This is a genomic window from Streptomyces sp. NPDC057623 (assembly GCF_042800355.1).
Lineage (GTDB): Bacteria > Actinomycetota > Actinomycetes > Streptomycetales > Streptomycetaceae > Streptomyces.
Genome location: NZ_JBHVGZ010000003.1, coordinates 179,642 through 201,842, shown reverse-complemented (window position 1 = coordinate 201,842; position 22,201 = coordinate 179,642). Strand labels below are relative to the sequence as shown.

General features: G+C 69.0%; 16 protein-coding genes. 8 read left to right on the top strand and 8 right to left on the bottom strand.

The features are described 5' to 3' along the window. The first annotated feature begins 1 nt into the window (after window position 1). From tgmB to ACFU95_RS05155, 3 genes are all read left to right on the top strand, one after another. Window positions 2-964, top strand: a complete 963-nt coding sequence (tgmB, locus tag ACFU95_RS05165) for an ATP-grasp ribosomal peptide maturase (RefSeq protein ID WP_383821894.1) — start codon at window positions 2-4, stop codon at window positions 962-964. Beyond that, window positions 954-2,141 carry an ATP-grasp peptide maturase system methyltransferase gene (gene tgmC / locus ACFU95_RS05160; RefSeq protein ID WP_383821891.1) on the top strand — a complete coding sequence of 396 codons (1,188 nt, stop codon included), beginning with the start codon at window positions 954-956 and terminating at the stop codon, window positions 2,139-2,141. The genes tgmB and tgmC overlap by 11 nt, the downstream gene beginning before the upstream one ends. Before the next feature lie 129 nt (window positions 2,142-2,270). Continuing rightward, complete coding sequence (locus ACFU95_RS05155) at window positions 2,271-2,504, top strand: DUF6087 family protein (RefSeq protein ID WP_383821887.1); 234 nt, start codon at window positions 2,271-2,273, stop codon at window positions 2,502-2,504. Between the two features lie 301 nt (window positions 2,505-2,805). On the opposite strand, the gene ACFU95_RS05150 is transcribed toward ACFU95_RS05155, so the two are convergent. From ACFU95_RS05150 to ACFU95_RS05130, 5 genes are all read right to left on the bottom strand, one after another. Beyond that, window positions 2,806-7,047, bottom strand: a complete 4,242-nt coding sequence (locus ACFU95_RS05150) for a trypsin-like peptidase domain-containing protein (protein WP_383821884.1) — start codon at window positions 7,045-7,047, stop codon at window positions 2,806-2,808. A gap of 49 nt (window positions 7,048-7,096) precedes the next feature. Continuing rightward, window positions 7,097-7,411, bottom strand: a complete 315-nt coding sequence (locus ACFU95_RS05145; RefSeq protein WP_383821881.1) for a CU044_2847 family protein — start codon at window positions 7,409-7,411, stop codon at window positions 7,097-7,099. Between the two features lie 149 nt (window positions 7,412-7,560). Then, complete coding sequence (locus ACFU95_RS05140) at window positions 7,561-11,307, bottom strand: ABC transporter ATP-binding protein (RefSeq protein WP_383821879.1); 3,747 nt, start codon at window positions 11,305-11,307, stop codon at window positions 7,561-7,563. A gap of 92 nt (window positions 11,308-11,399) precedes the next feature. Further along, window positions 11,400-12,449 (bottom strand): esterase-like activity of phytase family protein, encoded by a 1,050-nt coding sequence (locus tag ACFU95_RS05135; RefSeq protein WP_383821876.1) that lies wholly within the window; start codon window positions 12,447-12,449, stop codon window positions 11,400-11,402. A gap of 87 nt (window positions 12,450-12,536) precedes the next feature. Next, window positions 12,537-13,418 (bottom strand): serine hydrolase, encoded by an 882-nt coding sequence (locus ACFU95_RS05130; protein ID WP_383821873.1) that lies wholly within the window; start codon window positions 13,416-13,418, stop codon window positions 12,537-12,539. A gap of 210 nt (window positions 13,419-13,628) precedes the next feature. On the opposite strand from ACFU95_RS05130, the gene ACFU95_RS05125 reads away from it, so the two are divergent. The 5 genes from ACFU95_RS05125 (at window position 13,629) to ACFU95_RS05105 (ending at window position 17,361) form a co-directional block, all read left to right on the top strand. Continuing rightward, window positions 13,629-14,054: a hypothetical protein gene (locus ACFU95_RS05125; protein ID WP_383821870.1), complete on the top strand. Its 426-nt coding sequence runs from the start codon at window positions 13,629-13,631 to the stop codon at window positions 14,052-14,054. A 72-nt stretch (window positions 14,055-14,126) separates the two neighbouring features. After that, window positions 14,127-14,876, top strand: coding sequence for an ATP-binding cassette domain-containing protein (locus tag ACFU95_RS05120; RefSeq protein ID WP_383821867.1), 750 nt, complete (start codon window positions 14,127-14,129; stop codon window positions 14,874-14,876). Next, complete coding sequence (locus ACFU95_RS05115) at window positions 14,870-16,186, top strand: hypothetical protein (RefSeq protein ID WP_383821864.1); 1,317 nt, start codon at window positions 14,870-14,872, stop codon at window positions 16,184-16,186. Before ACFU95_RS05120 ends, ACFU95_RS05115 begins: the two co-directional genes overlap by 7 nt. Next, window positions 16,183-16,779 (top strand): hypothetical protein, encoded by a 597-nt coding sequence (locus ACFU95_RS05110; RefSeq protein WP_383821861.1) that lies wholly within the window; start codon window positions 16,183-16,185, stop codon window positions 16,777-16,779. The genes ACFU95_RS05115 and ACFU95_RS05110 overlap by 4 nt, the downstream gene beginning before the upstream one ends. An 87-nt stretch (window positions 16,780-16,866) precedes the next feature. Then, on the top strand, window positions 16,867-17,361 hold the full coding sequence (locus ACFU95_RS05105; protein ID WP_383821858.1) for a nucleotidyltransferase domain-containing protein: 495 nt from the start codon (window positions 16,867-16,869) through the stop codon (window positions 17,359-17,361). 99 nt (window positions 17,362-17,460) lie between these two features. Here the strand turns inward: ACFU95_RS05105 and ACFU95_RS05100 are convergent, their stop codons facing one another. The 3 genes from ACFU95_RS05100 to ACFU95_RS05090 all read right to left on the bottom strand — a co-directional run bounded on the left by ACFU95_RS05100 (window position 17,461) and on the right by ACFU95_RS05090 (window position 22,141). Continuing rightward, window positions 17,461-17,856 (bottom strand): hypothetical protein, encoded by a 396-nt coding sequence (locus tag ACFU95_RS05100; protein ID WP_383821856.1) that lies wholly within the window; start codon window positions 17,854-17,856, stop codon window positions 17,461-17,463. Window positions 17,857-17,951: 95 nt separating this feature from the next. After that, window positions 17,952-18,749, bottom strand: a complete 798-nt coding sequence (locus tag ACFU95_RS05095) for a DUF5937 family protein (protein ID WP_383821853.1) — start codon at window positions 18,747-18,749, stop codon at window positions 17,952-17,954. Between the two features lie 305 nt (window positions 18,750-19,054). After that, window positions 19,055-22,141, bottom strand: a complete 3,087-nt coding sequence (locus ACFU95_RS05090) for a CHAT domain-containing protein (RefSeq protein WP_383821850.1) — start codon at window positions 22,139-22,141, stop codon at window positions 19,055-19,057. Window positions 22,142-22,201 lie beyond the last annotated feature (60 nt).

The window sequence follows — 22,201 nt, the reverse complement described above, 5'->3', positions numbered from 1 at the left end:
GGTGACGAACGACGATGGTCCGGTCCTGGTCGTCACCAACCTCGACGACCCGACTGCGGACTTCGTGATCGCCGAGCTGCACGACCGGGGTGTCCCGGTCGTGCGGTTCGACTCCGGTGACTTCCCCGCCACTCTGTCGTGTTCGGCCACCATCGGTGGCACCGACCGGTGGCGGGGAAGCGTGCAGACCCCGAGCCGACGTGCCGACCTGGGCGCGGTGCGTTCCGTGTACTACCGGCGCCCCTCCGGGTTTGCCTTCCCCCACCTCGACAAGCAGGACGAGCGATTCGCCGTGGCCCAAGCGCGCTACGGGCTCGGCGGCATCCTGACCTCTCTGCCTGGGTGCCTTTACGTCAACCACCCCAATCGCATCGGCGACGCCGAGTACAAGCCAGCCGGGCTCGCGGCAGCGGCGGCGGCCGGCTTCACACTTCCGCCGACGTTGATCACCAACGTTCCCGACGACGCACGGGCCTTCATCGGGGCGCACGGCCCAGTCATCTTCAAGCCGATCTCGGTTCCGCTCTACCTGGTCGACGGCAAGGCCCAGACCGTCCCCGTGACCGAGGTGACCGTCGACGAGATCGACGATTCCGTGTCCGGCACCATGCACCTCTTCCAGAAGCGGGTGCGCAAGGTTGCCGATATCCGGGTGACGGTGATCGGCGAGCAGATCTTCGCCGTGCGGATCGACTCCGGTCTCCTCGACTGGCGTACGGACTACGGCACTCACACATACACGCCGCTTGCCGCGCCACCCGCGGTGGAGCGGTCGATGCGTGCCTATCTGAAGCACTTCGGGCTTGTCTTCGGGGCGTTCGACTTCGCTCTGACCGACCGCGGTGAGTGGATCTTCATCGAGTGCAATCCTTCCGGGCAGTGGGCATGGATGGAGCCGCCGACCGGTCTGCCGATGACTGCCGCACTCACCGATCTCCTGGAAGGAGGACTCCGTGGCCAGTGAAACCGACATCGAGACGGCCGCAGCCGATCTCCGGCGCCGACTCGCCCGACAACTGGAGAAGGACGGCTGGCTGCGCTCGCCGCAGTGGCGGGCCGCCGTGGAGGCCGTGCCCCGCCACAGATTCATCCCGCGTTTCTACCGGGAGAGCCGCGCCCCGGGCGTCACCACCTGGGAGCCGGTCGCACCGGAGACGGTCGGTAAGGAGGAGTGGCTCCGGCTCGTCTACACCGACGAGACATGGATGACCCAGTTCGACGGCCGGGACATCGCCTGGGCCGACCCGAAGCCGATCAGCAACGCCACCCCGACCTCGTCGTCGACGTTGCCGAGCCTCGTGGTCCGGATGCTCGAAGACCTGGATGTGCAGGACGGCATGAACGTGCTGGAGATCGGCACCGGAACCGGATACTCGACAGCACTGATGTGCCACCGGCTCGGCAGCGAGAGCGTGACTTCGATCGATACGGACGAGGGCGTGGCCCGACGAGCCGGCCACGCCCTCACCGGATCCGGTCATACCCCCCACCTGCTGGTGAGGGACGGCCGCGCCGGCCACCCCGACGGAGCCCCGTACGACCGGCTGATCGCCACGTGTGGCTTCCGCAGCATCCCGCCCGCCTGGCTGGAACAGGTCCGGCCGGGCGGCGTCATCCTCACCACCCTTCGCGGCTGGATGCGCTCCCTCGGCCTGGCCAAACTCATCGTCACCGGTGACAGCGCGAGCGGCTGGTTCAGCGAGGACGACCCGAGCTTCATGATCGCCCGCCAGCAGGACGCACCAGAGAGCCTCGGCATGGTCCCGGGCCCCGACGACGGGGCGGTACGGAAAGCCGTACGCGGGCCAGAGCTTCTCACTGACTCCGGGTCGGCGTTCATGGCACAGCTCGCGGCGCCGGACGCCCGTTTCTTCTCGATGGCGGTCGACGGCGGCCCGGTCAGCACGTTTCTACTGGACAGCGTTACCGATTCCTTCGCCGTCCTCGCTCCCACGGACAGCGGCTGGCAAGTCAGGCAGGGCGGCCCCCGCCGCCTGTGGGACGCGATCGAATCGGCGGTGGCCACCTGGGAGGAGTACGGCTCACCGAACACCGCGGCGTTCGGCGTGACCGTCTCCCGCGACCAGCAGGCCGTATGGCTCGGGAACCCGAACGGCCCGCATTGGCCGCTACCCTCCTGAGACAGCCGCCACCGACGCGAGGATGGACGACGAGCCGCTGAAGGACTGGGCGGAACGGGAAGATCGGCCGACTGCGCGCCGTGCCTCTCATGCCCGGCGTCGGGCCCAGGGCATCACATCTGAATCCGGATGCGCCCCGCTATCGATCGCGGGAACGGGCACACATGGGAGCCGTACGGATTCGCAGCCAGCCTGGTCGAGGCCCAAGCCATCCTGTACCCGGAGGCCAACAAGCCCTCACCCTCAGGGCCGGTGCCGAAGCCGCTCGGCTCCGGCTCCGGCTCCGGCTCCGGCTCCGGCTCCGGCAAGCACCGCAAACCCCAGGCGCCCAGGCCGGACGGTGGCGGCCGGGCAGAGAGATAATCAACGCCGCCGCGTCTGAGGCTGCGGCGGGCGCGGAGCGGCGGGATGCCCCTCGATGTAGTGCAGTTGGCTGCCTGGCTCGTGAGCCGGCGAACGATGCCGACCGACATGCGGTCCCGCGAGGATTCAGGGACGAATTCGAGCATCGCCTGCACCGTCCAGGTTACCCAGGGCTAAATGATTCCACCCGAGACGGAAGTCTCGGCACCCTTACGATTTAAATCGCACGCCTCAATCCCACTCCAACCAGCCGCGAAACCGATCAACAGAATTTCACTGAAGACCGAGCGAAGGTTGGGCCTCACGGGATGGGCAAGCGAGGTACCGCCGAATGGGTCGGCACCAGTTTTCCTCGTTCGGAGGGCACTTGACCAGCCGTCCGATGTCCAGAAGTGCACTTCCCTGAAATATGGGATCCGGAAGGACAGGTAGGGCAAAGTCCTGTCGTTGAAAGGTCAAGTCTGACACCAAGCATTCCCGTGTCCAAACTCACTGTGATGTCAGAGCCAGCTTGAGCCACCCACTCAATCGTGTAGTGTACAGGAATCTCCACCAGGGGACGAAGACCTGTTGGGTCCCATATCCGCAACGTCCGGTCGTCACTGGAGCTCACAAGCACCTTATGGCCATCAACAACTGAAACCCACAGCTGACGCACTGCTGCTGCATGCCCTTCCAGTGAGCTGAGCAGCTTCCCTGTCGCTGGATCCCAGAACTGGACAACACCGAACTCATTGCCCGTAGCAAGCAGCACTCGCCCTCCGACCTGGACAGTGCACTGCGCAGTGAGGGAACCTCTGCCGATGCTCAACTCAGCCAGTTGGTTCCCCGTACGCGGGTCCCAGATTCTGATTCGGCCGTCGTAGGTGACGCCCGCGATGGCGAGTCGCTCGCGCACCGGCACAAGGCAGATCTCCCGTGCCCCGGCGCTGCCAACATCAAACTCGTGGACCACACGCCCTCGGGATATGTCCCAGAAGTGCACAGAGCTTGCCGATGAGACCACCAGCAGCCGGGATTCGTTGACCTTGACCGCACTGATTGAATTGACACCCATGTACGGTTGGCGCACCTGCTGGAGGAACCGGACCCGATTTCCGGTTTGCGGATCCCATATCTCGATACCCGTCCCGGCGACGACGAGGTGACTTCGCCCTTGGAATTGGACCGTACACATCGCGTTGACCCAGGTCGTGGTCAGCTCGCGTACCTTTTCCCACGAGATGGGATCGCGAATTACGACCCTCCGCCTGCCGACCCGGGTCGTGGCCATGAACAGGCCTGAGCCCGTTCGGACAGCACAGGCAACATTGAAGTCGTGTTCCTCACTGCCCTCAGCCAATGTCTCCTGCCCACCTGTGGCAGGGTCCCAGACACGGATGGTTCGGTCATCGCCACTGCTGGCCAGCCGCACCTGGGAACCGGTACGGACGGAGCAGACCGCGTAGATGGAGTCCGTATGGCCGAGCCACATGGCAAGTTGCTGCCCCGCGTGTGGATCCCAGAGCCTCAGCGTCTCGTCGGCACCCCCGCTGACCAAGACCGGTTTTTCGTTCAGCGTCGTGACGCAGACAGCAAAGACAGAAGCTTCATGACCTCTCAACTGGCCGACCTCGGCACCATCGCCCGGATCCCAGAGGCGGATCACGGAGTCATATCCAGCGCCAACGATCAGCGTTTGCCCATTGATTCTGACCGTGCACAAGGCCCGGGTCCATTCGTCCCATCCTGCCCGGGTTACTACCCAACGAGTGGATTTAGTCGAAAGATCCCAGAGACATATGGCACCGTCCTCGCTGCACGAGGCGAGCATGGTGGCGTCGTCCACCGTGACCTCGCAGAGAGCAGTGATCCACCCCTCGTGGCCCTCGAGTTCCGCCACCTGTTGGCCCGTGGCGGAGTCGATCAGCTGGATGGTGGGCCACACCTCAGTCGCCCTCGCCGCCGCCAGGAGGACGCGACCGTCGCGAGTGAGCGAACAGAGAGCCGAGTATCCGGTCTGGTTCCCCTCAATGTGATGCAAGGGCTCGCCAACGAGAGGATCCCAGAACCGAATCGTCCCGTCCCGTCCGGCTGAGGCAAGAGCATCCAACGTCCCCAAACGCACAGGAACAATGGAACGAACCTCATCTGTGTGCCCCTCCATTACGTGGAGGGCTTCACCTAGTACTGGGTCCCAGATCCGCACAGTACGGTCACCGCCAGCGCTGGCAAGCAGATCCCGGTCGCCCAGAGTGAATGCGCACAGGACATACGACCCTCGCGTGTGGCCGTCCAGCACGGCTTCCTCGCTACCGGGCAGCACAGTGGACCAGGTTGCGCGATAAGGTGCAGGAAGTGCCAAATCGCGGTAAACACGGCCGAGATGCTGCTGGGCCTCAGTCACGCTGAACAGGGCGATGCGCTGGCTCGGATCAGCGTTGAACGCCAAGGGCGTACGCCTGATGAGTTTGGTTCTGCTTCGAGCGAGGTCTGAGGAAGCGCGATCGGCCACGGGGAGTAATCTGCGTAGATCAGCGTGGAGCAAATACGTCTCCATCGACAGCAACTCGTCCAGTACGTCCCCAGCCTCAGCATGTCCAGGGAGCGAACGTTTGAGATATGCGTCGGCCTCCGTCCAACCCGTCCGCTCGCCTTCGGCGATGAGGGCACGACTGAGGGCCCGCTCGTCTGCGCACGGTGAATGCAATTCGGCTCGGGCGCTGATCAGAGTGTCGTTGAGAGCTTGATGGAAGAGCCGATAGACGATGTCCTGCTGTTGCCCACCACCTGACTCGACGAGGAAGTTCGCTGCTGATGAGCGAGCAAAAGCGGCGAGGGAAGCGGCTGGGATGTCTGGCCCCCCAAGAGCGATGATTGCCGTGCGCCACAGGGCTAGCGAGAAGCCCGGCGCCTCAGCGAAGGCGAGAGCGGCGAGAACAGCGTCAGCGGGGTGGCCGTCTACGGGCTGGATTCGGTCGAGATAGTCACGCAGTGCGCCGTCCACTGTTGGGATAAAGGCGATCTGCTCGGGTCTCACCGCGTCCTGATCGTGCAACCCGTGCGCCCGTGCCACGAGTCCCGCCACCAGGAAGTTACGTTCGGCCATAGCGGCGATTCGACGGGCCACCGGCTCCGCGATCGCATCATCAGCGTATGGAGTGTCCTGCCGTTCATCCCCGAGCATCTGAAGCGTGGCGAGGGTGTACGACGTTAGGTCTTCCGCCTCGAAGTAGTGGGGCTCGTCAAGATCAATTACGGAAATGGTCCTACCAAACGACGCCAGCAGATCACCTGAGTCGTCGCGTCGCCGACTTCCCACCATCACTCGAATATTGAGATCCGCGCAGGTTTCCACCAGCGGTGCAATGATTCGACGAATGATCAGGCGCGCCTGCTGAGGGGTAGCAGCCTCATCAAGTGCGTCGATGACCACCGTAAATGGTTCTGGAATGGTGTTGTGCTGGGGTGGGAAGCGCTCCTCGAGGGCGTCCCGCAGATACTCCGGTAGGTACTCGATGTCGTGTGGGAGCGCGGCCGAGGCCGCTGCGGCAATCTCCACGGCGACATCAAGTGCGGTCTTGCCCTTGGCATGTACGGCACACGAGATGGATCCAACCTGTGCGCGTACACCGGTGTCATCTACCGGCAGCAGACCCGCGATCTCCTCATCCGCCGTGGTAACGACGCGCCCCAGGACAGCCGACTTACCCACACCTGGTGAGCCGGTGACCACGAGTGCCTTACGTTGCGGCGGATCGCTGATCCAGTCGACGATGGCCGTGAGGGCAGCAGTTCGCCCACGGAAGCGGAAACCTCTCTCTGTCTCGATACTGACGCCGCGGGCCCTGGGCCGCCAATGACGACCAGCTTCAGGGTCCTCTCGCAGTGACCAACCCCAGGATGCGAGGGCGGATTCGCCGGCCGCCTCGACTGTCCACACGGCGAGATCTGCGATGCCCTCGCCCGGGAAGATGCGATCGATCTGCCAGAGCGACAACGCACGAGCGTCGCCCTCGCCACTTGCCTGGCCAACCACTCCAACGACCGCGTCATACTCCGGTGACCACAACGCCGAGCCGCTGAAGCCCGATTTGACCGTGTACCGGGAATTGGTGTCGAGTCGCACCCAGCCATAGCCGAGCGCCTCGCCTATCACGCCGGCGGCCGAGTTACCGAGCGGTTCGCCTCCGGGAAATCCGAAAGCCCACCAGTCCCGGCCCACCATGTCGGCCGGGACAGGGCAGCGCAACCGTGGAACACGAGTCGTTGGGACTTGCTCGGCAAGGCGGAGAATTGCTGTGTCCTGGGTGCGCTGGACTCCGGGCGGCGGCAAGACGACCTCTCGCACCGCGATGCGCGCCGTGTCGCCGTCCTCCGCCTTGGGGAAAGCCACCCAAAGCGGCGCCCCAGCCTCGGAGGCGCTGCGTACCACGTGGGCGCAGCTGAGGACTCGGTGAGTGTCCAGTACAAAGGCTGATCCGAGCGACACATCATCGGTCTCGGTGCGATGAACGGCAGCGACCCACGAGTCATTCGCGGGTCTGCTCAACTGGTTGTCCATGACCGGTCTTCCCACCGTGGAGCCGCGTTGCCTGTACTGCCGCGTCCCGCTACTGCGCGCCAGACTCGCCCGTCGGTGCCCAAGTGAGGGTGACCTCGAAGTTCGCTTCCGTCGCAGCCTTGGCGATCAACCAATTTGCTGTGCCATTGACCTTGATCCCGAACTTGAGCTGGATTTCGCCGGGCTTCATTGCTGCGACCTGGTCCAGAACAGTCCGCGCTGCCTGAACAGCGGGCTGAACAGCCTCGCGGACTCGGGCGATGGCTGTTTCCGAGCCAACAGGGTGAAAGTCGTCGCCAGTCTCAATCTCGAATGCGGCCGTGGTCTGCTCGTCCAGAGCATACGAGACGATGTGCGACGGCATACGGACCCCCCGGATGGTCGTTAGGTCTGCCGATATTACCGCTCATCTGCTGCGCCATGCCGTGATCGACCAAGCTCACCAGACCAGTCGCTGTACTCGTTGACCAGTGTCGCGTCACCTTCAACCGACGGACCAGCGCCCGGAATCAATCAGTCAGAAACACGCACCCCCACCGTGGACTCAGCTGCCTGGCCGAGGAAGGTCCGCCACAGCTCGGCGTACCGGCCGCCCAGGGCCAGCAGCTCCTCGTGGGTGCCGTCCTCGGCGACCCGTCCGTGGTCCATCAGCACGACCCGGTCGGCGCGGGCCGCCGTGGTCAGGCGGTGGGCGACGACGAGTGTCGTACGGCGGCCCGCGAGCCGGTCCGTCGCCTGGTTGACCTGGGCCTCCGTGGCCAGGTCGAGGGCGGCCGTGGCCTCGTCGAGGAGCAGGACGTCGGGGTCGACCAGCTCGGCGCGGGCCAGGGCCATCAGCTGGCGCTGCCCGGCGGAGAGGTTGCGGCCGCGCTCGGCGACCTCGTGGAGGTAGCCGCCGTCGAGGGTGGCGATCATCTCGTGGGCGCCGACCGCGCGAGCCGCCGCCTCCACGTCGGCGTCGGTGGCGTTCGGCCGGCCGTAGGCGATGGCGTCGCGGACGGTGCCCTGGAACAGGTACGCCTCCTGCGGGACGACCCCGAGGCGATGGCGGTACGACGTGATGTCCAGGGCGCGCAGGTCCGTGCCGTCGACCATCACCCGGCCGCCGGTCGGGTCGTAGAAGCGTGCCACCAGCTTGACCAGGGTCGACTTGCCCGCGCCCGTCTCGCCGACGAAGGCGACCGTCTGCCCGGCGGGTATGCGCAGGTCGATCCCGGTCAGGGCCTCCTCATCGTCGCCGTACTTGAAGTGCACGTCCTCGAACGCCACCTCGCCCCGCAGGGACAGCACCTCCAGCGGCTCCTCGGCCGCCTTCGTCGAGGTCGGCTCCTGGAGGAGTTCCTGGATGCGGCCGAGCGAGACCGTGGCCTGCTGGTAGCCGTCGAAGACCTGGGAGAGCTGCTGGACCGGGGCGAAGAACAGGTCGATGTAGAGCAGGTACGCCACCAGCGCGCCGGTCGTCAGCGTCGCGGCCTCGATCCGGGCGCCGCCCACGATCAGGACCGCCGCCGCGGCTCCCGACGACAGGAACTGCACGAAGGGGAAGTAGATCGAGATCAGCCACTGGCCGCGGATACGGGCCTGACGGTAGCTGTCGCTGCGCTCGGCGAACCGCGCGCCGCCGTCCCGCTCGCGCCGGAACGCCTGCACGATCCGCAGCCCCGACACCGACTCCTGGAGATCGGCGTTGACCGACGACACCCGCTCACGGGCGAGTTCGTAGGCCCTCACGCTCGCCCGGCGGAAGAAGAAGGTCCCGACGATCAGCGGCGGCAGGGTCGCGAAGACGACGAGCGCGAGCTGGATGTCGAGCACCAGCAGGGCGACCATGATGCCGAAGAAGGTGACGACGGAGACGAAGGCGGTGACCAGGCCCGTCTGGAGGAACGTCGACAGCGCGTCGACGTCCGTCGTCATCCGGGTCATGATCCGGCCGGTCAGTTCCCGCTCGTAGTAGTCGAGTCCGAGCCGCTGGAGCTGGGCGAAGATCTTCAGACGCAGGGAGTACAGGACGCGCTCGCCGGTGCGCCCGGTCATCCGCGTCTCGCCGATCTGGGCCACCCACTGGACGGTGACGGCGAGCAGGGCCAGGAGGGACGCCGCCCAGACCGCGCCGAGCGCGACCTGTGTGACGCCCGAGTCGATGCCGTGCCGGATCAGGACGGGCAGCAGGAGGCCCATGCCCGCGTCCATGGCGACGAGGCCGAGGCTGATCAGGAGCGGCGGCCCGAAGCCGCGGAGCAGCCGTTTCAGTCCGTACGACTCCTCCGGGCGCACCGCGCCGGCCTCGTCGATGTCGGGGGTGTCGGCCGCCGGAGGCAGCGCCTCCACCTGGGCGAGCAGCTCGGGGGTGGCCGGGGACTCCGTCAGCGCCAGGTCCTTGGGCTCGCGGTCGCCGGTCCACAGCCGCGGGGTCACCCCGCGTTCGGCGTCGAACTCGGCGTCCAGCTCGTCCCGTACGGAGGTGTCCTCGCGGGGGCAGGCGGGCTGGGCGTGGCCGGGTGAGACACCGCCGAGTTCGTCGGGGTCGGTGAGCAGCCGGCGGTAGAGGGCGGACCGCCGCTGGAGTTCCTCGTGGGTGCCGATGTCGGCGAGGCGGCCGGCGTCGAGGACGGCGATGCGGTCGGCGAGGCCGAGGGTGGAGCGCCGGTGGGCGATCAGCAGCGTGGTCCGGCCCCGCATGACCTGCTTCAGCGCCGCGTGGATCTCGTGCTCGACGCGGGCGTCGACCGCCGAGGTCGCGTCGTCGAGGACGAGGAGCCGGGGGTCGGTGAGGATCGCTCGGGCGAGCGCGATGCGCTGGCGCTGGCCGCCGGAGAGGGTGAGGCCGTGCTCGCCGACCGTGGTCTCGTAGCCGTCGGGCAGCTCGGCGATGAAACGGTCCGCCTGGGCGGAGCGGGCGGCGGCCTCGATCTGCTCGTCGGTCGCGTCGGGGCGGCCGTACGCGATGTTGTTGCGGACCGTGTCCGAGAAGAGGAAGGAGTCCTCGGGCACCAGCCCGATCGCGGCGCGCAGCGAGTCCTGGGTCAGTTCGCGGACGTCGTGGCCGCCGACGAGGACGGCGCCGCGGGTGACGTCGTAGAAGCGCGGGAGGAGGAGGGAGACGGTGGACTTGCCGGAGCCGGAGGAGCCGACCACGGCGAGGGTCTCGCCGGGGCGGATCTCGAAGCTGAGCCCGTCGAGGACGGGCGCGGTCGTCCCGGAGGGGCCGTCGTACCCGAAGGACACGTCGTCGAACTCGACGGTCGCGGGCGCGTCGGCGGGCAGCGTCCTGGTGCCGTCCTCGATCGAGGGCTCGGTGTCGATCAGCTCAAGGACGCGCTCGGTGCCCGCCCGGGCCTGCTGCCCCACCGTGAGGACCATGGCGAGCATGCGCACCGGGCCGACGAGCTGGGCGAGGTAGGTCGAGAAGGCGACGAACGTGCCCAGCGTGATGTGCCCGCGCACCGCCAGCCAGCCGCCGACCGCGAGCATGGCGACCTGCCCGAGCGCCGGGACGGCCTGCAGCGCCGGGGTGTACCTGGAGTTGAACCGGATGGTGCGCAGGCGCCCCGCGAAGAGGCGACGGCTGACGTCCCTGAGCTTCCCGGTCTCCTGCTCCTCCTGCCCGAACCCCTTCACCACGCGTACGCCGCTGACGGCCCCGTCGACGACGCCCGCGACGGCGGCGGCCTGGGCCTGGGCGTACCAGGTGGAGGGGTGCAGCCTGGTCCGGCTGCGCTTGGCGATCCACCACAGGGCGGGGGCGACCGCGAGGGCGACCAGGGTGAGCGGCGGCGACAGCCACGCCATGACGACCAGGGATATGACGAAGAGCGCGAAGTTCCCGATGGTCATCGGGAGCATGAAGAGCAGGCCCTGGATCAGCTGGAGGTCACTGGTGGCCCGCCCGACGACCTGCCCGGTGGACAGCTCGTCCTGTCGTCGTCCGTCGAGCCGCGTGATCGTCTCGAACATGTCGGTCCGCAGGTCGTGCTGGACGTCGAGGGCGAGGCGGCCGCCGTAGTAGCGGCGGATGTAGGTGAGGACGTAGACGACGAGGGCGGCGGCGATCAGCAGGCCCGCCCAGACCGCCATGGAGCGGGTGTGGTCGCCGATCACGTCGTCGATGATCACCTTGGTGATCAGCGGGACGACGGCCATGACGGCCATGCCCGCGAGGGAGGACCCCAGGGCCAGGACGACGTCCCTGCGGTAACGCCACGCATACCCGGCCAGTCTGCGCGCCCAGCCCTTGGTCTCCCCCTGATGCGCTGCCACGCCGGTGCCCTCCGTTCGTCCTGATCTGCCGGAAGGCACCAACGCCGACGAGCGTCGATTTCATCCCGCCGCAACAAACGGGGGCGGCGCGCTCAGATCCGTACGCGCAGCTGGTAGAACCGCGTCGTCTGCGTCGGCCTCTGGTTGTCGTCGCTCACCAGCAGCACCTTCAGGCGCCCCTTCGAGTACCCCGTGATCGCCATGCCCTCGATGTTGTCGAGGAGCGGGTTCGGCTGGGGCTGCTCAGCGGTCGCTCCCAGTGACGGGCAGTTCACGATGTCGGCGAGGAGCGTCTTCTTGATCAGCCGTACGCCGCCGTCCTGACCGGTGAGGTCCTCGACACCGCTGGTGTCCGTGGCGCGGCGCGGGTCGGCCAGGTAGAGGCGGACCGTGTTGCCGACGCCTGCGGTGAAGCCGCGTTCCAGGACGAGGAGGCGGCCGTCGGGGGTCGCCTGGACCTCGGGGACGCCGAGGCCGGCGTCGGTGCGGTAGGCGTACTGGGCGCCGAGCACGAAGTGGCCCTTGTGCCGGCGCCAGGTCTGGAAGCGGTTGATGTCCGGGCTGTCGCCGGACAGCGCGTACTCCATGGAGGCCAGCAGGGTGTGGCCGCCGGGGAACATGGTCAGTCCCTCGAAGGTGCCGTTGTGCTGGGCACGGCCCGCGGGAGCGACACGCAGGGCGTCCGGGACGGGGAGGCGGTCGAGGATCCTGCCGTCGGCGGAGTAGCGACGGATGGAGGGATCGACCTCCGAGGTGATCAGACGGGTGCCGTCGCGGTCGATCACCAGGCCCTCGGAGTCGATCTCGGCGCCGCTTTCGTCGGCGAGCCGGAGGACGGACTCGGGCCCGAGCGTCCTCGCGTCCAGGTCGAAGAGGAAGGACTCGTCGGAGAGGCCGGCGAGCGAGCCGTCGCGGTCGACGGCGAGGGCGGAGAGGTTGCCGACATAGGCCCCCTGGAACGTCGTCCCGTCGAGCGCGTCGGAGAAGCCGTCGATGGAGACGGACGGCGAACAGGTGTGGCCGTCCCGGGCGTTCGTGGTGCCCTCCCGGGCGTTCGCCGGGCCGACGGCGGTCAGACAGGCGGCCGCCGCCAGCCCGGCGGTGAATGTGGCGAGCACGATACGTGCGGTTCTCTTGCGCATGGGCGTCACCGTAGGAGGGGTGGGTGACGCCGGGTAGGCCGCACGGATAACGTTCTTAATGATCGCCGTCGAGGAGCGCTGTCCGCGTCAGCTCGCGGCCAGGTCCCTGTGGATGACCTTGGCGACACCCTGAATGGTCGTGATGCCGTAGTTCATGGTGCTGTTGCCATGGGTGAGCACCGTGATCACGTAGTCGTGGCCGCCGCCCTTGAAGGCGCCGACGCTGTGCACCCGCCAGCCCTGGGTGGCGCGTTGCAGCCAGCCGTTCTTGACGGCCACCGTGACGCCGGACGGCACTCCGTACGGGGTGCCCCAGCGCTGCGAGGAGACGACCTGGCCCATCAGCTTCAGGATGTAGGCGCGGGAGTTGTCGCTGAGTATCGCGTTCTTGGCGGTGATCAGCTTCAGCAGCTTCTGCTCGTCGGTGACGGTGATCTGGGTCAGGCCCCAGTAGCCGTCCGCGCCGGGCTTGGTCTGGGTCATGCCGGCGGCGGCGAGGAAGCCCTTGATCTTCGTCAGGCCGAGCTGCTTCCAGAGCGTGCTGGTCGCGGCGTTGTCCGACTTGGTGATCATGGCCTTGGCGAGGGACGCCTCACGGTCGGTGAGGTACCGGTCGTGCTTCTTCGCGTCCCACAGCAGCGCGGCCAGCACCGTGACCTTGACGACGCTGGCGGAGTCGTAGGCGCTGGAGGCACGCAGGGCGCAGGTGGTGTTGGTGGAACGGTCGTAGAGGCCGACCGCGATGGTCCCCTTGCGGTTGGCCAGGGCGGCGGTGATGTCCTTCTTCAGCTTGGCGGCGAGGCCGGCCTTGGCGGACGTACAGCTGACGGTGGGGGTGGTCGCCGCGACGGCGGGTGTGGCGGCCGCGACACCCGGTATGAACACCCCGGCCACCACGCCGGTCGCCAGGAGTGCTCTCGCACGTCCGGAAACGCCTCTTGAGTTCGGTCTCGATGGCCCTTGAGTCATGCCCTGTTGACTCGCGAGACCGTGGGAAAGGTTGTACGCACGTGGACCCTTTTACACAGCGAAACGGCTACGGCGCGCGAGGCCACCGCACGAGGACTTCATGATCAATTCTCCTGCCGTACACCCGACATCAAGATCGTCCGACGTAGCGTCACCTCGACCAGGCTGGCGTGATCACGTCAGTCACAGGTAAATCGGAGGGGACACGACATGCGTAGACAGAGGATGATCGCCGCCATCACGGGATGTGCCTCGGCCGCGGTGCTCGCCGGGGCGATCCCGGCCCACGCGGAAGGCAGCTGGAGCTCCAGCATGAACGGGGTGCGCACGGGCTTCAACTCCCGTACGTGGACGGACAACAACAACGACGGCGTCAGCACGTCCATATCGCTCAGCGGTTGCAGCAACGGCGGACTGGGCCCCGCGGTCAACGACACCCAGCTCCAGCTGACCCGCGAGACCTCGATCGTCCAGCCCGACGAGAACCGCGGCCGCTACACCTTCCACTGCGCCAGCTCCGACTCGCACGCCTTCGGCGACCAGCCGAAGGGGGACTACCACTTCACCGTGACGAAGATCGAGGACAGCCCGTCGGGCTACTACCTGAAGGTGAACTCGGTCGCGGTCCGCTACTGAGCCCGCGAGCACCGCCGGCACCACAAGCGCCACACTGAAACGTCGTCATTCCTTGTAAGAAGGCCGTGGGCTGTGTCTGTTGAGTTCGCCACCTGCACCTACCAGTACCGTCGGGGCCCGGTCGTCCTCGACAGACTCAGCTTCGCCTTCCCCCCGGGACGCACCGTGCTGCTCGGGCCCAACGGCGCGGGCAAGACCACGCTGCTGGCGCTCGCCGCCTCCGCCCTCAAGGCACACTCCGGCACCGTCTCCTTCGCGGGACTCGACCCCGCCGTACGTTCCCAACTGCGGGACTACCGGCGCCAGGTCGGGTGGATGCCCCAGCACATCACTCCCGCCCCCGGTATGACCTGCCGGGAACAGGTCGCCTATGCCGGGTGGCTCAAGGGCATGTCCCGACGGGACGCGTGGGACGAAGCCCTGACGGCGCTCGAACGCGTGGGACTCGCCAAGAAGGCGGACCAGCAGGCCTCGGCCCTGTCCGGCGGCCAGCTGCGCCGGGTCGGCGTGGCCCAGACGCTGGTGCACTCCTCCCGGCTCGTCCTGATGGACGAGCCGACAGCGGGTCTCGACCCCGCGCAACGGGGAACGTTCCGCAAGGTCGTCGAGGAACTCGCCGACAGTGCCGACATCGTCGTCTCCACCCACCAGACGGAGGACCTCTCCGAGGTCTACGACCATGTCGTCGTCCTGTCCGACGGGGTGGTCCGCTTCACCGGCACCGTCCAGGAGTTCTACGCCCTCGCCCCGCGGGACACCGCGTCGGGCCGGGTCGCGGACGGCGCCTACACGGCGGTTCTCGGCGGAGGCGAGGCATGGTGATGTTCCGTCTCCACCCGCGCGCCAACGCGGCCGTTCCCGCCGCTCCCGTGCTGCTCTGCATCGTCGTCCTCTACGTCACCTCGGACTACGTCGCCGGGGACCTGGACGGCTACTGGACGGCGGCCACCGCCAAGGCGGTCTCCGCTCTGATCTTCATCGCCCCGGTCACCGCGGCCTGTGCCGCCTGGGAGGCCGGAAGGCTCCGCCGCGCCAGGGTCGGGGACGGCACCCCGACCCGCAACGGGTGGCAGATCGCCGCGGCGTCCCTCGCACCGGTCGTCCTGCTGGGCTTCCTCGCCCTCGCGGCGGCACTCGCCGTGGCCCGCCTCCAGATGGAGTCGGCTCCGGGCCGGCCGGACGTCCGGATCATCGGCGCGGCGTGCGTCATCCTGTGCGCCCACGTCGCCATCGGTTACGCCGTCGGCATGTGGCTGCCCGCCGTGGCCGCCGTGCCGGTGGTCCTGATCGGCGACTACCTGTGGAACGTGTACCCGCCGGCGTTGGAGCCCCTGTGGCTGCGCCATCTGACCCAGCCGGCCTTCGGCTGCTGCTCGAACACCTCCGCGGTCTACCCGGGGGCGATCACGGCACCCGTGCTCGTGGCCGTCGGTCTGGCCGCGCTGGCGGTCGCCGCCGCGGCCCTCTCCCGGCGTACCCCCCGGCGGGGGAGCCTGCCCGCGTCCGTCCCGTACTGGGGTGCCGCACTGGCGTTGGTCGCCGCCACGGCCACCACGTCCGCGGGCGTCAGGCTGGTGGACGGACTCGGCCCCGACGCGATCGAGGCACGTCCGGTCGCCGATCTGGTCTGCGCCGACCCCCGGGGCACCCGGGTGTGCGTCTGGCCCGAGCACGCGTCCCGGCTGACCGGAACGGCCCGCACCGTGAGCACGGCCGTCGAACGCCTCCGTCTCGTCGGAGTGACTCCGCCCGATGTCGTCACCGAGAGCGGGCAGCGGCCCGGGCCCAGGCAGTGGACGGTGACCGTCCGGCAGGACCCCGCCTTCACCGACCAGGACCTGGTGACCGGCCTCACCTCCGATCTCACCGTGAACCTCGTCAACAGCTCGCACGATGACAGCCGCGCGCACTGCCCGGCGGATCCGGCCACAGCCGCTCAGCGGGCGTTCGACTCCCAGGACCAGCTCGGCGTCTGGCTGTCCGTAAAGGCCGGCCGGAGTCAGCAGGAGGCCCGCGACAGCACCGATCCACGGACCTGGGCACCGGTCGGACGGGTCCTCGGCACCAGTGTGAGCAGCCAGCGGACCTGGTTCCAGGACACCCTCGTCCAGGCGCGGTGCATGCCGCGATGACCTGGTGGATCCACACACGGCGCCTGACGCTGCTCGCGCTCGTCACGGTCGGGTTCTGGGCGGCGGCCTTCGCCCTGGGAAACAGCCGCCTGCCGCTGCCCCAACTGGGCGGGGCCACCTCGGCGGACGTGCCGTTCATCCTCTTCGCCCCCTTGGCCCCGGCCATCGCCCTGAACGCGTGCTACGGCACGCCCACCCCCATCGAGAGGACGGCGCTGCGCCGGGTCGCCGCCCTCGACTCCCTGCTCGCCGTCGCGGTGGTGGTGGCGACAGCCGCGGTGGCGGCCCCGGTCATGGCGGGATGGCTCGGCGGCGCCGACCCCTTCGCGGCCGAGTCGGCCGTCCGCAACCTGGCCCTCTACACCGGGCTCGCCCTGATCGGCCGGGCGGCACTGGGCAACCACGCCTCCACGGTGATCCCGACGCTGCTCGCGTTGGTCGTGTCGGTCTTCGGCTACGGCCCGGAGCAGACGGCCCACTGGTGGGCATGGCCCGCGGCGCTCCCCTCCGACCTCCTCTCCTGGACCGGCTCCGCCGCACTCCTGGGGATCGGCCTGTACCGCACGGCCCGGGGAGACTTTCCCCGCCGCTGAGCGGCGCCTTCCGCGGCCGCGGATGCCCGTCTCCACGCTGCCGCGCCGGCCGCCGAACGGGCCCGAGCAGCGTGAAATGCTGCACGCATGATGACTGCTGACGGCGTGTTGTCCGTCCTGTCCCTGCTCCAGCAGGCGCGGGTCGCGGTCTGGATCGGCGGCGGCTGGGGCATCGACGCCCTGCTCGGGGAGCAGACCCGCGACCACGGCGACCTGGACCTGATGCACCGCCAGGAACAGGAGCCCGCGGTGCTGGCGGCACTCACGGGCGCGGGCTTCGTGGAGACCCTGGACTGGCGGCCGGTCCGGTTCGTGGTCACGGCTCCGGACGAGCGGGAGATCGACCTCCACCCCCTGGTCTTCGCCGAGGACGGCTCCGCGACCCAGGCCTCACTCGAACCGTCGCGCCCGTTCGTCTACCCCGCGTCGGCCTTCGTGACGGGCCGGATCGACGGCACACCGGTCCCGTGTCTGTCCGCCGAGCAGCAGGTCCACTTCCACCAGGGGTACGAGCCGACGGAGCACGACCGGCACGACATGGCCCAGTTGCGGCGGGTGTTCGGGGTCGCCACGCATTTCTGATCCCGTTTCTGATCCTGACCCGACGGCCGCGCCCCTCGGTGCGGAGGAGCCCGGCCCGGCCCTGTCCCTTGCCCGGTGCTTCGTACCCGGTCCGCGGGGCTACGGCTTGATGTAGATCGAGTTGATCGGGGTCAGGTTCTGGTCGATGTACCAGCCCGGCCCCATCTTGTCCCCGCAACCCGTTCCGTTGCCTCCCGTGCACATCTGCACGGTCCAGCCATCGGTCTGGTTGTTGAAGACGCGGTGCTTGCCGTACTGGTCGTAGAGCTTGTGGACGCCCGCGCTCCAGTAGGTGTGGGACGGCTTGTCGTTGTTCCAGCTCGGACCCGGATAGATGCACACCGCCCCGGAGGGACAGCCGTGCCGGGTCGCCGCCGCCTGGACGCCGTCCGCCCCGGACGCGCTTGCCGCGGCCGGTCCGGCGCCGGCCAGCAGCCCGGCCCCGAGGGCGACCGCGGCGGTTCCGCCTGCCAGAGCCATCCTGAACTTACGCATGTGTTGCCTCCCCGTAGTGGCTTTGCCCGCAGCCGCGACCGCGCCTGCACCAGCAGCCTCGCCGGGACGTCACCTCCGCGCACGATCCTTTGGCCTCAGCCAAAGCGACCGCCCAGCAGCCGCCGCCCCAGCGGTGTCGCCGCGTGCAGAACATGCTTGCCGTCCCGATGGCTCGACAGCAGCCCGGTCTCGCGGAGCACCGTGAGTTGCTGGCTGGCGCTGGGCAGCGAGATACCGACCTTCGCGGCCAGTTGGGAGGTGGTGCCCCAGGCACGCGCGCTCGCCTCCTGGAGCAGTGCGGCCCTGGTGGGGCCGAGCAGCCTGGACAGTTCGGCCCGTCCGGCAGCGGACACGAGTGGTGCCGACTTCTCCACCGGGTAGACCAGTACCGGTCGCAGCGAGCCGTCGACCAGGGTGATCGGGCGGCGCCAGCAGAAGTACGAGGGGATCAGCAGCAGGCCCCGCCCTTCGAGGTGCACGTCCCGGTCGACCGGGTAGTCGGCCTCCAGGACGGGCGACCGCCATCGTGCCATCGGGCGGAACGTGTTCAGCAGGCCGCTGATGCCGCTGGCGAGCAGGGCTTGGGAACGCCGGCTCACATCCGCGCGTACCGCCGTCTCCATCGCCTCCCACACGGGGGCGACGAAGGCAGCATGGTAGGACCGCAGCAACCCGCCGAGCAGCAGCAGAACCTCCCGCTCGCCGCGTGCCAGGGCCGGCCCGGCGAAGGGAGTGCGGCCGCCCGCCGCCACGAGCCCGATCTCGTGTTTCAGCCGGCGGCGCGGCGTTGCCAGCACCCGGTCGATTCCGTCCTCCAGGGCGTGGTCCTGCCGCTCGCCGCTCGGCGTGAGAAAGTCCGGAAAGTACTTGGCGTGCGGCACCAGGCTGCTCAACGCCCGGACCGGCTGACCAGGCGGTCCCCCGCGCCGCAGCCCTTCCCGGACCTGGCGCCGCCACAGGTCGAAGGCCTGTGGCCCCTCCCTGGTCTGCAGTCGGCAGACACTACAGATGATCTCCCAGAGCGGGTCCGGCCGGTCAGCTATCCGTAAGCACTCCAGATCCCGGCTGGTGAAATGGATTCGCAACAAGATTCCCCCGAATGCCGCGAAGACATCAATTCGTCTCCTCAGTCTGCACCCATCAATTCCGGGTTCAATGTCAACCATTCCCATCTCGGCCAACCCACTCCGGGCCCCGGCTACGGTCCGATGTGGATGTGCGCCGCCCACAGTCCCGGCATGCTCGGATAGGCGGCGCGCAGCTCCCGTACCGTGCGGTGCAGGGCGAGGGCCGGGTCGAAGTCGGCCTCGGTCAGGTGTCCGTAGAAACGCCGCGCGGCCTCGACCGCCACGCCGTCGTCCACCCGCCACAGCGTGCCGATCACATGGCGGTATCCGGCCACGGACAGGGCCGCGCCGAAGTGCGTGGCCTCGTCGGGCAGCAGCACCGAGGTCTGCGCGGCCTCGCAGGCGGACAGGTAGGCCAGGTCGCCTCCGGGCAGGTCCTGATCCAGTACGTCCTGTGCCGTGAGGGGGTGCTCCTGCGAGTCGTGGAGCACCAGGAGCGTGCCGTCGGACGTGTTGATCCCGTGCCCCGCGAAGTGCAGGCACGGATGGCTGCCCAGGGCATCGAGCACGGCCTCGCGGGTCGCTGCCGGTCCGTGCAGCACGCGCGCGCCGGGCGCGAGAGCCGCCACCAGCCCGGCCTCCGCCTCCGCGCCCGGCAGCGGTGCCGCCCCCGGCGCGTGGGGGACGCTGACCACCAGGGGATCGCGCAGCCGGCCCGGTGACCGTCGTCGGCTCAGCTTCAGCATCCGCAGGGTGGGGACGTACGACGACACCGCCAGGTCGGCCAGCGACGGCCCGCCGGCGGCCGAGGCGGTGTGCAGCGGCAGGAACCACAGCGGCCCGGACGGCACCCACCAGATGCGCCGCGGCGGGTCCGCGGCCGTTCCACCGGTCCCGATCCGCTCCCAGACCGGTGCCGCCACCCAGTCCCACAGCTGTTCCAGGACCCCGGTGACGGCCCGCTGCTGCCGCAGGTAGGCCGTGTTGTCACCGCCTGCGCGTGCCTGCTCCGCGGCGTGCAGTGCGCGGTGCAGGGTGCCCACCGCCGCTTCCAGCCGGTCTGCGCGCGCGTGCGGCAGCGGGACGACGGAGACCTCCCCGTCCTGGAGGACCAGGGCGTCTCCGCGCAGGGAGCCGGTGTTCAGCAGGACCGCGGGCCCTTCGTGCGCGCCCGTCGCCAGATCGGCGAACCGGGGCGGCTGCCCGAACCGCTGGAAGCCCTCGACTTCCCGGATCCGCTCCGCGGTCCGGTCCCGTGCGTCGAGCAACCGGCGCCGCTCGGCCCGATGCTGGGGACGGTGGGCATCGGTGCCGGTCTCGAACCGGCGCAACTCCCGCACGGCCGCCCGGTGGTCACGGGCGAGCTCCGGGGCGACCAGGTCCAGTCCCACCATGTCCGCCCGGTGGCCCAGTGCTTCCGACAGCAGTACCGCCCGGTGTTCCTCGAAGGCCACCGCGGCCTCCTGCGCACGGCCCAGCGCGACCAGGCAGGTGACCAGGTCGCTCGCGAAGTCACGGCCCTGTTGGAGCCAGGCGACCCGGGCGGAGTCGGGGATGCCGTGCGCGCGCTGGGCGTGGATCTGCCGCAGCGACTCGCCGAGCAGGTGCGCGGCCTCGGCCCACTGGTGCTGCCGCAGGGCGACGGTTGCGGCGAGACGGGCGTAGCGGAGGGCGCGCTGCGGCCCCTCGGACCCGGTACCGCCCTGCGCCGCCTGGCTCAGCATCGTCGGCACCGACGGGTCCGTGGCCCGTCCGGCCAGCATGTCCGCGAAGACCTGGGCGCTGCCCAGCATCACCTGCCACTGCGGGCGGGCCGGCGGGGACCCGGCGGTGTGCAGACGCCTGCGCGCCGTGACGATCTGCTCCTCCAGGGCGGCGACGTCTCCGTCTGCCATGGCGCGCAGGATCCTGGCCTGCACCCGGTACATGCGCAGCAGGCTGACGACCTGACCGCGTCCGGGGGTGCCCCGGCCGCCGGTCAGCGGCAGGTCGGGGCCGTCGCCCCCGTCGCCCAGCAGGGCCGTGGCCCGGTCCAGCAGGTCCAGTGCCTCGGTGAGGTCGAGGTCCGCCGCGTCGGCGTCGGCCCGCACCAGGGCCCGGAGCAGCAGGCTGTGGCCGAGCATGGTGAGGATCGTGCCGGGCAGGTCCTCGTCGTCGGGCGCAGCCACCCCCGCCTCGACCGCGCGCCAGGCCCTGCGCAGTTCGGCCACGGCCGCGTCGATGTTCTCCGTGCCGCAGCGGGGCCCGTACTTGTCGAACATGTACTCGTGCCCCCCTTCCAGGGTGACGCCGAGTTGCAGCAGACAGCCCACCACCGCGGGATCGTCGGGCGGCAGTTGGCCGATCACCATGCGCATGCTCGCGACGGCGTGGACGTAGTCGTCCCAGTCGCCGAGATGGCCGAACCGGGTGGCGTTCAGCCTCCCGATCTCCATGCCATGGCTCAGGCTGCGTGCCCGCGCGCCGGTCAGCATGGCGCACTCGACCGCTCGGCTCATGGCCTTCATCGCCCCGTCCAGGGCGTCGGGGTCCTTGGTGCGGTGGAATTCGGCCTCCTGCCGCTGGGCCTCCCGCAGGGCCAGCGCCTCCTGGGTCAGCAGTGCACGGGCCGCCCCTTCCGTGGCGGAAGAACCGCCCGGGACCCTCGGCGAGGCGGGCGTCACCGGCGGGGGAACCGACGCGGGACGCCGCGGGGGCTCCGCGCCCAGCGAGCGCAGGAAGTCGTCCACGTCGGCCCTCAGATACGGATCGTTCAACTGCTCGGACAGCACGTGCGCGTCGCGCAGCACGTCGTCGCCCGGCTCGCCGCTCCGCAGTTCGACGAGTTGGCGCTTGCCGGACAGGTACTGCGTGAAGGGACGCTGGTCGCCGAGTCGCCTCCGGGCCGACGGACGGTGACGTCCGCCGCGCAGCACGTCTGCCTCGCGCAGCAGCGCCAGCGGCTGGGCCGCGTACCGGGAGTGCCCGAACAACAGCGCCAGATCGTGGTGGAGGGCGGCCTCTTCGCCGTCGAGTGCCCGAGAGCGTTCCCGATGCAGCACCGCCATGGTCTCGAAGACCATGCGGCACAGCGAGTAACTGCTTCTCGCCCGCCGCAGGGCCTTGACCGCGAACCGGTCGAGCCCGGTGTCGAACATGCGCTCCCGGTCCCCGGACGCCAGGGCCTCCTTCACCCGCCCGACCAACGCCGCCACCAAGTCGTGCCTGTCCTGCCGCACTTGCCGTCCCCCGTACGCCGCCGGTCCTGCCTGGCTAACCTGTGCAGCGTCAACGACGTT